At 60.1% G+C, this 10,259-nt stretch carries 7 protein-coding genes; 6 read left to right on the forward strand and 1 reads right to left on the reverse strand.

Going from position 1 to position 10,259, the window contains the following annotated elements:
• Positions 1–151: 151 nt before the first annotated feature.
• Genes FJY67_09585 through FJY67_09595 form a run of 3 tightly spaced genes read left to right on the forward strand, consistent with a single transcriptional unit; the run spans position 152 to position 3,578 of the window.
• Entirely contained in the window at positions 152–2,428 is a 2,277-nt protein-coding gene (locus FJY67_09585; protein MBM3329703.1) for a TonB-dependent receptor, read from the forward strand.
• A complete protein-coding gene (locus FJY67_09590; protein MBM3329704.1) occupies positions 2,412–3,359 on the forward strand; it encodes a DUF4249 domain-containing protein in 948 nt (315 codons plus the stop codon). Before FJY67_09585 ends, FJY67_09590 begins: the two co-directional genes overlap by 17 nt.
• Before the next feature lie 18 nt (positions 3,360–3,377).
• On the forward strand, positions 3,378–3,578 hold the full coding sequence (locus FJY67_09595; GenBank protein ID MBM3329705.1) for a hypothetical protein: 201 nt from the start codon (positions 3,378–3,380) through the stop codon (positions 3,576–3,578).
• Here FJY67_09595 and FJY67_09600 read toward each other — a convergent pair.
• Positions 3,562–3,966: a hypothetical protein gene (locus tag FJY67_09600; protein ID MBM3329706.1), complete on the reverse strand. Its 405-nt coding sequence runs from the start codon at positions 3,964–3,966 to the stop codon at positions 3,562–3,564. The two genes, FJY67_09595 and FJY67_09600, sit on opposite strands and share 17 nt — an antisense overlap.
• A gap of 83 nt (positions 3,967–4,049) precedes the next feature.
• On the opposite strand from FJY67_09600, the gene FJY67_09605 reads away from it, so the two are divergent.
• From FJY67_09605 to FJY67_09615, 3 genes are all read left to right on the forward strand, one after another.
• Positions 4,050–6,746 (forward strand): hypothetical protein, encoded by a 2,697-nt coding sequence (locus tag FJY67_09605; GenBank protein ID MBM3329707.1) that lies wholly within the window; start codon positions 4,050–4,052, stop codon positions 6,744–6,746.
• A gap of 13 nt (positions 6,747–6,759) precedes the next feature.
• Positions 6,760–9,831 carry a hypothetical protein gene (locus FJY67_09610; GenBank protein MBM3329708.1) on the forward strand — a complete coding sequence of 1,024 codons (3,072 nt, stop codon included), beginning with the start codon at positions 6,760–6,762 and terminating at the stop codon, positions 9,829–9,831.
• Between the two features lie 206 nt (positions 9,832–10,037).
• The coding region (locus FJY67_09615) for a hypothetical protein (protein MBM3329709.1) at positions 10,038–10,259 on the forward strand (222 nt) is incomplete at its 3' end.

A 10,259-nucleotide genomic window follows, 5' to 3' on the forward strand; every position in this document is an offset into this window, starting at 1 on the left:
AAAGGGTCGATACCGTTCATTGGGATCAACCCTATGAATAAAAACTGTCACCCATCTCCCCGCACGTTTGTTACCCATCAGTCCGGTCTATACACCCCCCGCTGAGCGGGGGGACAAAACAAGAGACACTGCACCCATTAACAATAGTCCCATGTTCATCATTTTTCGCTCTTCGTTCTTCATTCTTCTTCTGCCATCCTTGATCGGCGCGGCTCAGATTCGCGGCTATGTGATCGACGGTGCGTCGCAGGAACCGCTTCCAGTAGCGTCGATAGTCGTGGAGGGTTCAGGAGTCGGCACGACGACCAACCTCGACGGCTACTTTGTTTTGCCGGAACTTAAGGCTGGCGAACAGAATCTCACGGTCTCCTATCTTGGCTACGAGACAGCCCGCATCAGCGCGATTGCCGACGGCGACGGCACCCGTCCGATCCGCATCGAACTGACCGCCAAAGGACTGACCTTGCAGGACGTTACGGTCACCTCAAAGCGTTCTGAAGTCGAAGACCTCCGGACGACACCGCGCGTTTCGACGGTTCCGGTCGAGGGCGCGGTGATCAAGAAGATCTCGTCACTGGGCGGTGAGATGGACGTTCTCAGAGCCTTGCAGCAAGTGCCGGGGGTGAAGGCGTCGTCAGACCTTTCGAGTGCGCTCCATGTGCGTGGCGGCAGTCCCGACCAAACGTTAATCTTGATGGACCACAATGTGGTCTATAACCCGTCGCACCTGTTCGGCCTCTTCAGCACCTTCAACGCGGATGCCGTCAAACGGATCGACCTGATCAAGGGCGGATTCCCGGCCGAGTATGGCGGTCGCAGCGGTTCGGTGTTGGAGGTGATCACCAACGAGGGCAATCGCCGCGAAACGCACGGTCTTGCTTCCATCGGGATCGTCTCGGCGCGCGGAGCCATCGAAGGCCCGCTGCCGAACGGGCGCGGCTCCTACGCGGCATCGGCGCGGCGAACTTACTTCGACCCCGTTCTCAAAGCCGCGCGCGAATCGGGCGGCCTCGACCTGCCCGACTACTACTTCTACGACGCCAACGGCAAGATCAACTTCGACCTCTCGGACCGGACGACATTGACACTGGCCGCCTATGCCGGTGACGACATTATGCGCTTCGAGTTAGGTCCGGCTGATGACCGGTTCAACTTCGACCTCGACTGGGGCAACAAGACCTTTTCAAGCCGGATTCGGCACGCCCTCGACCGGGATGTCTTCATCTCGGGGGCGCTCGCCTACAGCCGCTACCGGTCGCATTGGGCTTTTGCCGATCAGAACGTCACGCTCGACGAGGGCGTCGATATGATGAACGACAAGTCGCTCAAGACCGACGTCGAATACTACGGCCTGCCGGGACACCGGATCAAGTCCGGCATCTGGGTCAGCCGGTACGATATCGACTTCCATGAGGCTACCGAAGACATTGTCATTGTCGATGTCGATGAAGCGACGACGAACTACTCGCTCTATTTGCAGGATAATTGGCGGCTGTCGCCCTTTTTCGAACTGCAACCGGGGCTAAGGGCTTATTACCATGAAGCTGGCAAGCACTCGGCGCTTGATCCCCGGCTTGCAGCAGTCTGGCACTACGATCCGCTGTTTCGCATCAAAGGCGCAGTCGGTCGCTATACCCAGTTCCTCAACCTGATCACTTTCGGCGAGGGATTCTCGAATTTCGACCTCTGGGTCCCGATAGACGAGTCGCTGAAGCCGTCCTACTCCCTCCAGGCGGTGTTGGGCATTGAGAAGGACCTTGACGGAGGGATTGAACTGACAGCCGAAGGCTACTGGACCGACATGCGCAACCTCGCGGCGTTCGACCCGAAGACCGACCGGGCGGGGGATGCTGTGGAGGCCTTCGTCAACGGGCATGGTTCTGCCTGGGGTGCCGAATGGATGGCTATGAAGAAGGAGGGCCTGTGGACCGGATGGGTCGGCTATAGCCTGTCCTGGACCAAGCGGCGATTCCCGGCATCGCTCATCAACTACGGGATGTGGTTTTACCCGCAATGGGACCGGAGGCATGACATCATCGTCGTCGCAATGCGACCGCTCTCGCGGTCGTGGGACTTCTCGGCTTCGTGGAGATACAATACCGGGCAGGGTTACACCCAGGCTCTCGGCATCTACACGTCGCGGTTCGCCGATATGGATCCCTCCGACTGGGGCAATTACGGCCGGACGATCCTGCCGGGATCGAAGAACAACTACCGGTTCCCGTCCGACCACCGGCTCGACCTGACGTTCACCTGGAACCACCTGTTCTTCAAGCAGAATGCGAAGTTGAACATCAGCATTTTCAATACTTACAGCCGCCGGCCTTACTGGCAGCGGTGGTTTGACACCAGCGAGAATCCGGCGAAGATCACCGATCTGAAACTGCTGCCCATCCTGCCGCTCGTCAGTTATGAAGTCAAATTCTGAGGGTATCCCGATGCCGAATGCTGAAAATAAAGAGGTATTGCCTGGCGGCTACCCGATTTATCGGGGGGTAGTGTCGGTAATCTTGCTCCTGACTCTCTACCTTGCCGGCTGCGAATCCCAACCCACCGAGGTCGATGACTACCAGCCTGAACTGTTGCTCTACGGCTTCCTTTACAATGGGATGCCGGTCAGCGAAGTTTTCCTTCAGCGCATCGCGCCGCTGAGGGGCTTTTACGATCCGCAACTGAGCGGCGTCACTGGCGCGGCCATGCGCATATATCAGATCGGCGGAAACGACACCCTGCAACTTACCGACGATCCGGCCTATCGGGGACGTTATGTCCCGGCGGCAGGCGGGTTGCTGATACCGGTCGGCAAGCAGCGCTACCGGATCGAAGTCATCAATGGATCCGAGTTTCTCGAGGCCGAGACGGTCATCCCCGACACGTTTCGGTTTGTGAGCATCTATCTGAAAGATGATGCCGGGAACATAACGCCGGTCCGCGAGGGCGACACCCTGACCCGGCATCACCCCAATATGTACTGGGAATGGTCGCCCTGCGATTCAGCCGGAGGCTATACCGGGATGATCGTCGCGCTCACGCCCCGCGACAGCCTGATTCGGCTCGACCCAGAATGGGATCCTGCCACCGACTCACTCGAGGAGTCGGAACGGAGCCGCGCCGGATACACCATTATGCGCGACGACCAGACGATGATCACCATCCCGTGGATATTCTTTGAATGGGAAGGTCCGCAGCGGGTGACGCTGCTGGCGATTTCCCGCGACTACTACGAGTATCTCTTCACCACTTTTCGGGTGCAGCAAGGGCTCATCGCGGAGCCGCAGTGGAATGTCAGGGGTGGAATCGGGATCTTCGGTGGGATGGCACGGCGGTCTTTCAGGGTGGTGATGAAGCGGACGGGATAGTCATTATTGTGGTGTCAGGTGTCTTCATCTGACACCCGCCGTCGGGTGGGGACACCCGACGGCACGATGCCATTGTGGTGTCAGTTGTCTTCACCTGACACCAGCCGTCAGGTGGGGACACCCGACGGCACGATGCCATTGTGGTGTCAGGTGTCTTCACCTGATACCAGCCGTCAGGTGGGGACACCCGACGACACGATGTCTAACCCCTGGCGATGACGATGATGCCGATCAGGATGACGACCATCCCGATCACTTTGGGAGCCGTGAAGGACTCCTGAAAGAGCATCACCGCTCCGGCCGTCACCAGTGCAAAGGTGATTCCGACCAGAATTGGATAACTGGTCGAAACCTCGGCAATCGAGAGCACCCGGAACCAGACCAGTGCGCCGAGAAAGTAAAGGAAGAACCCGAGCGGGATCGATGGCTCGCGGAGGAGGCGCACCATCAGGTCGGCGAATGAGCCTCCGGCAAGCCGAAAGCCGCCGATGCGGAGCAGTCCCCAGCGCAATAGCAGGTTGGCGATCACCGTCACAACGGCCGCGACAACGGTGAGGGATAAGGCTTGATTAGACAAGAAGGTGGCTTGTTGAGTGTTGAAAGCTATAGGTCAAGCAAGAAGGCGTGATATTTGCAAGTAAGGTGCTGTTATCGTAGATTGAATATAATATAGCAGCGAGAACGAACCTTATGGACTGGAAAGGCCTTCTGTTCGCCGCATCCCTGTTTTTGGCGCTGGGCGTCTTTATCGGCTGCGAAGAGGAGACTGCAACAGAGCCGCTGCCCAAGGCGCACCATTTGCAGATCGAGGCCCGGTCGAGTGCAATTTCTGCACGGGAGGACGATGCCCGGGCTTTGGCAGTCGATGTGCGGTGTCTGGCTGAAGACGGGTCGGTCGTCGAAGGCGTTGCCGTAACGATGCGGGTGGTGTCGGGTCCCGGTGAGGTTGCTCCCGGAGCCGGCCTTTCGGACCGACAGGGTCTGGTGCGCATACTCTATTTTGTAACCCTTCCCTACGGCGACACGACCACCACGTTGCGCGCAATCGTCGAAGGCGACTCGTCCGATATTGCAATTGCCCTGCACGGCGATCCGGCGCCCTCGACCGTCGAACTGACTGCCGATCCGGCGATCCTAAGCGTCTCCTATTCCCACCTCGAGCGCACCTTACTCTATGCCACTGTCCGTGACCGGCGCGGCAGCCCACTGCCGGGTGTTAACATTGGCTGGAATGTCCAGTCGGGCGTAGTGCGGCTTGGGCCGGTGCTCGGACTGACCGATGCCAACGGCGTCGCGCATAACATCGCGACCGTCGATGGCTACTGGTTCGGCACTGCCGAGATCACCGCGCTGGTAACGATTCCAGCCGAATCGTCGCCCCCCTCGGGAGGATCAGACCGCAACGTATTTCGCACCGCGGGCAGCGACGGTACGCTCATCTCGGACACACTTCGCGTCGAAGTGCGGCAGGTCGGACGGGTCTATCTCGAGTTCCCGGTCCGGGATACACTGGTCTATACGAACTCGAATCAGGACCGCCTGATCCTGCGCGCGCGGCTGGCCGATACTGGTGGCGAGACAGTCTCCGGCGCGACGATCAATTTCAGCGCAACGTCACTCTATCTATCTGTTACCGAGGCGGCGATCACCGACCCGTTTGGGACGGCGATATTCGAGGCTCACGCCACCGGCACTCCCGGACGGGGTTGGATATATGCCCGTTACAGCCCGCTCGATTTAATCGACAGCATGTCGGTGACGGTCGTCTCGCGGTCGCCGCAACGGATTGCGCTTGAACTCGAGAGCCGCGGTCCGACCCGCTGGGCCGACTCGTCCTATCGCGCCACCGTCCGGGTGCAAGGCATCAACGGTGAGCCGCTCTATCACATCCCGACGCGCCTGCAGTCGCAACTCTATGCCGCCGCCTCGGTCGTCCTGACCGGCGAGGATGGGATCGCCGTCCATAGTTACTATCCCTCCGTTGGCGGGGGCGAGAATCTCCGTGCCGAAGCGGTCGGTTATCAGCTCGCATCGCGCAGTCAGGAGTTCACGCTCTTCAAATGGCCGGCGCAGATAGCGGGCAGTCTCGAGCCGTCCGGGGGACCGGAGGCGTTCTTCTATCGTTTCCGGGTGCTCGACGCCAACTACCTCGGCGTCCCGGGGGAGGTCGTTCGCGCCACGATAGACATGGGCAGACTCACGCGCGACGAGGTCGTTACCGATTCGCTGGGACGCGGCGAATTCGGCATTTTTAGCGGCGACCCGGGAGTATATCTCCTGGCACTTTCATGGCGCGGTCAGGAAGCCTTCATCGAGGTGCCCATAGTGGGACGGACATTGGGCAATATGATCGTCCGGGCTGAGCCGTTGAACCTGTCGGCTCGTGGATCGGGTGGACTCGATACGACGGCAATCCTGAGCGTTCTCCTTTTCGACCAGTTCGGCGACACACTACTGGAGCCGAGAACGGTCTATATCGGACTTGTTGACGAACCGGCTGTGCCGATGGGCTGCACCATTAACGGACGATCCCTCGACAGCGTTGTGACGAGTAATGGTCTCGGCGAAGCGACGCTCTTTGCGGGATCGCTATTGGGTGAAAAACTGATCCAGGCCTACTCCTTTCGCGATGTCGGGAGGCAAGATACCGTCCGGGCGATACTCTCGACGGTCGCCGTCGTGGCCGGACCGCCGGGATCGATTAGCCTCCATGTGGATGATGAACCCCGAGCAGCAGCAGGCGGACGGTGGCAGTTAGAGACAACGGCGTTGATCCGGGATTTGCTCGGCAATCCGGTGCGCAACGGCATTCCCGTGGCATTCAGTTTCATGCCTCAACCGGTGCTTACGACAGGGCCGGGTGCGGCGCTCGCCAACTACCTCTTCGATGCCGGCGAGGCGTTCCAGATCCGCACTGTTTGGGCTTCGACCGAATCGCCCCGGGGCGCGGTGAGCGACACCGCTCGCTTTCAGTTGCCGCCAATCAACGGTCTCCTGTCGCTCGAAGTCGATTCGAGCGTTATTCACATCAGCCGGGACGAGCCGCTGCGCATTCATACCGTGCGCCTCACCGCCTATCTGACATCGGCAGGTGAGCCTGCCAACGGCGGGCTGATTCACTTCACCGCCGCTCGCGGGCAGTTGAACTGGTGGGATGAAGCGCTCGGCGGTTACCGGGTGTTCCCGCCCGATTCAGCGGTCAAACTGACCGGCATCGTCGATGAGCATAATGACGAACGCCCCGGCGAAGCGACGGTCTATCTGCGCGGGGCAATGAACGATTTCTTTCTCGATGCCTTCACCGACGAGACGATCGTCCAGGTCATCGCCCGGGTGGATGGCTTCGATATTGTCAGCGACCCAGTGATTCTGCTAATTCGAAGATAGATAGAGGGGTCCAATGGCTCTGGCACTCATTTGTCTCAAGCCAAAGCGCAGAAGCCGTAGAGAGATGCAGTTGAGACTGCCCTATGCGAGCAATTTCGCCGTCGCCTTGTTGCTCCTGACAGGTGCAATTGCTCATGCCGGCCGAACCATCCGGTCAGGTGAAGGCATCGGAGCGGAACGCCTTTATCAACCTCGCCCGGAGACGCTGGCTGTCGGGCATCCGCGACTCACGACGGATGCCGGCCGGTGGAAACTGACCTGGGAAGCGCCGCCGGTCGTTGCCGGTTACGACAATGTTCCCTTCTCCCACTACCTCGTCTATGCTGGTGCAGTGCCTGCACCGGAAGAACTGATCACCAGCCCGTTCGATCCCTTCACGCAACTACCGGAGACCGACCAGCCGGCGCGGTTCTTCAGTGTCAAAGCAGTCTATGGTCCGGCCGCGAGCAGCCGGCACCTTAGAGGCGCCGGACGCGATCCTGAAGCGATTCTCGACTTTGAGGAAGGCGATCTGAACCTGACCTCTTACTCTCAGGCCGAGGATCGCCAGGCCGACCGGTGGGAACTGACCGACCGGCAGGCTTTGCCCGGCAGCCGGCGCAGTCTGCGCCTCTTCGGCAATACCTGGAAACAGTTATCACAGGAGAGGATCGACCTTGACAGCGCAACGGTATGGCAGTTAGGTATCCTCGCAACCGGATCTGCTGGTGAACTGCAAGGCTTTGGCATCGGAGACGGCGAGAACGAACTGATCTACACTTTCCACGGCAAGGAAACGTGGTGGGATCAAAGTTGGCAGATCGCCAACCAGGACTCCCGTGCTCGCAACAGGTGGAACCTTTGGCGGCTTGCAGTAGGCTACGACTGGAGCATTCGCTTCGGCTACGACGGCGCAATCACCCGATTCTTCTTCATCAACGATAACGATACCACCAATCCCGCGGGTGAGGTCTATTTCGACAATCTGTTGGACATCACAGGCGACATACCACCGGTGCCGGAGGTAAAGGTGCGCTGGCGGGTCGATCCCTCGGTCGAAGCCGAAGGGACGCTGGTGCGGTTCCTCAGTTTGATCGAGAATCGCGACCCGGATGGTGTGACCCTCGAGTGGGATTTTGGCGACGGGACGATGGGCCGGGGCTGGACGCCGTGGCATGTCTTTCCAGATGGATTCTGGAGAGTCGGGATCACAGCGCTGGGGAATGAAGGGTTTATCGGCCGAAAGAGCCTGGTCGTCGAGGCGGGTGAAGTGCGGCAGCGCGAGAGCATCCTCATCGGTCTGGCGGGCGACGTGATGCTGGCTCGACGCTACGAAGAGGCGGGCGGGATCATCGACCGCCTCGGTCCGGAAGCGGTCTTTGCCCGCATCCGGCACCGGACGACGGCGGCGGATATGTTTTCAGTAAACCTCGAATGCCCGTTGACCGATGAAGGGACACCGCATCCCACCAAAGACATTACCTTTCGAGGTCGGCCTGAGAACGTCGCCGGTCTGGTCTATGCCGGAATCGACGTTGCGACCCTCGCCAACAACCACGTCTCAGACTATGGCGATAGAGGGCTTGAGGAGACGACTCAAGTCCTCGACGCCGCCGGGATCGGCTGGACCGGAGCCGGGCTGAACGAATATCAATCCTTGCAGCCGGTCTTTCGGACGGTGCGGGGACTCAGGGTCGGTTTCCTCGCCTATGCCAACCGGACCGGCCGCGACTATAATGCCCGACCCTACCTCGACGCCGGTTTCGATAAAGCCGGGCATGCCTACTTTTCAGCCGATAACATCATTCGCTCGGTGCCCGACGCTGCAGCCCAATGCGACCTCTTGATCATCGCTGTCCACGCCGGGTCGGAGTATTCCGAAGCGCCGATGGGCTACGATCCCACCTCGCCCTATCCTACCTGGAGTGATGAACGAGTCGTCCTTGAAGCGCGCGTCGATTCGGCGTCGCGCGAACTCTCGCACCTTGCCATCGATCTCGGCGCAGGACTGGTCGTTCAGGCACATCCGCACGTCCTGCAGGGCTTCGAGGTCTATAACGGGGTGGTGATCGCGAGCAGCATGGGGAACTTTGCGTTCGATCAGAATTTCTGGGAGACCTGGCCGTCCGCGATCCTGTGGGCTGAGGTGGACCGGAGCGGTGTCCGGGCAGTTGAGATCGAACCGGTCTTCGTTGATAACTACCTGCCGACGCCGGCGGTGGGCAGCCTCGGTGCGAAGATCCTGGACCGGCTGGCAAACTTCTCGAGAGATTTGAATGGCCTCGTGCTCCCCGATTATCAGCGGCTGCGGGCGCGGGTAGTGATCGACCAGAGCGACCTGACCCGGCAGTCGAGCGCCCACGAGACGGCAGGCCGGATGCGGTGGATTGCGTCCGATGGAGTCTGGCGGTCGGAACCGCTGCGGCTCGATGCCGGCGGCTTTCCGGCGGCGCTTGAAGCGCTGCTGGCCGAAGCGATGGATGCCGGCTGGCGAGTCCGCGTAGGGCGGGAGTTGCTCCTCGTTGGCGGGATCGAGCAGGAGGGCGCCGAGGTCTGGAACTTCAACAGCCAATATGAGGGGCGCGACTCGGCGGTCGTTCGCTCGGGCCGGTGGAGCGCTTTCCTGCGCCGGAACGCCGGTCAACAGGACGCCGTAACCGATCTGATCCAGCGCATCCCGGTGCGCGGCCCGGCCGACCATCTAACCCTTTGCGGCTGGCTAAAGACCGATGGCGCGCGCAACGCGTCGCTGCAGGCGCGGTGGTTCCGGTTCCGCTATGATGCACAGCAACAGAACATCTACGGCGATTCGCTCGTCGAGGGAAGATTTTCGGGCGACCGGGAGTGGTTCTATGTCTGGCAGGATCTGGCCTTGCCGCAGAATGCTGCCTTCATGAGCCCCCGGTGGCAGAACTACGGACCGCAGGAGGGCACGGGCTACCTGCGGGTCGATGATGTCGAATTGATCCGTTGGGAGGAGTGGATTGACGCACCGGAGGGACGCCTCGAGTTCGACATCCCGTCCGACCTATTCTATATGCAGGTCGAAACGCGCCGGCCCATCGAGACAGTAAGAGCGAGGTATAGGACGGTCCGGTTCGAATGAAGAATTGTGAATTAAGAATGCAGAATTCTAATTATGACAGTTTTAGGCGATATGGTGACTTGGACTTGACGGGTAGGGTGAGAGGCGCAGGCAGTGCGCCTCTTTTCGTTTGGGGATGTGGTGAATCTGCCATAGAGGCATCCGGTGGCACGGAAGTGGCAATATGTCCCCTGTGCCTTGAGCCCTAAGCCTTGAGCCAAAACACCATGCCTCAACCCAGATTACTTCCCCCCATCACCGAGCCACTTCGAGCGCTTTTGACCGGCAACGAAGCGATCGCCCTCGGCGCTCGCGAAGCCGGCGTTCAGTTCGCCGCGGCTTATCCCGGAACACCCTCGACCGAAATCCTCGAGACGATGGGCCGTCTGCCCGGCGTCCGGGCCCAATGGTCGGTCAACGAAAAGACCGCCTTCGAGTCCGGCATCGGT

The sequence above is a fragment of the Calditrichota bacterium genome, from assembly GCA_016867835.1.
Lineage (GTDB): Bacteria > Electryoneota > AABM5-125-24 > Hatepunaeales > Hatepunaeaceae > VGIQ01.

Excerpts from the sequence above, each read along its gene's own strand:
- FJY67_09585 (MBM3329703.1), top strand. The coding sequence starts at position 152 with ATGTTCATCATTTTTCGCTCTTCGTTCTTCATTCTTCTTCTGCCATCC.
- FJY67_09590 (MBM3329704.1), top strand. The coding sequence starts at position 2,412 with ATGAAGTCAAATTCTGAGGGTATCCCGATGCCGAATGCTGAAAATAAA.
- FJY67_09605 (MBM3329707.1), top strand. The coding sequence starts at position 4,050 with ATGGACTGGAAAGGCCTTCTGTTCGCCGCATCCCTGTTTTTGGCGCTG.
- FJY67_09610 (MBM3329708.1), top strand. The coding sequence starts at position 6,760 with ATGGCTCTGGCACTCATTTGTCTCAAGCCAAAGCGCAGAAGCCGTAGA.